General features: G+C 45.2%; 1 pseudogene. It reads right to left on the bottom strand.

Going from position 1 to position 544, the window contains the following annotated elements:
- A pseudogene (locus R7Z49_RS27080) lies at window positions 1–544 on the bottom strand (multidrug resistance-like ATP-binding protein MdlB); the annotation flags it as partial.

Genomic DNA, 544 nt, shown 5'->3' with positions numbered 1-544 from the left:
AGATGCTAACGTGCTCTTGCCGCTGCCAGTATGGCCGACCAGCGCGATAAAATCTTGATGAGCCGCTTTCAAGGATATGTCTTTTAATACATCTTGCTTACCATCATAACTGAACGTCAGATTACTTAGCTCAATTGAGCCCGTTTTAAGTGGTTTATGATCGTCACCGTAAGTTTGTGGCTTCGCATCAATCAACTCAAAAACACGTTCACTCGACACCAACGCTTGTTGTAAAAGTGCAAGTTGTTGGGTCATTTCAATCAGAGGTTCGGTCACACGCGCCAAATAACTGATGAACGCATAAAGTACACCGACACCAATCAACTCGACACCATTAAAGCCAAAGATGGCAACTAAGCAGAGTAGGGCAAGTCCAGCCAACAGATCCATGAGAGGCCGCAGCAGATACCCGTTTAAGCGAATGACTTTTTTGGACGCGACCAAATGCTCAGCAGTGAGTTCGTTAAACTGTTTATTAAAGCGCTCTTCTTGTTGCATCAGCTGAATCACGCTCATCCCTTGGATTGATTCGCTTAAGTTGGCG

The organism is Vibrio sp. 1562 (assembly GCF_033340155.1).
Taxonomy (GTDB): Bacteria; Pseudomonadota; Gammaproteobacteria; order Enterobacterales; family Vibrionaceae; genus Vibrio; species Vibrio alginolyticus.
Note: the sequence above shows the minus strand (reverse complement) of the source record. Positions and strands in the feature narration are given on the sequence as shown.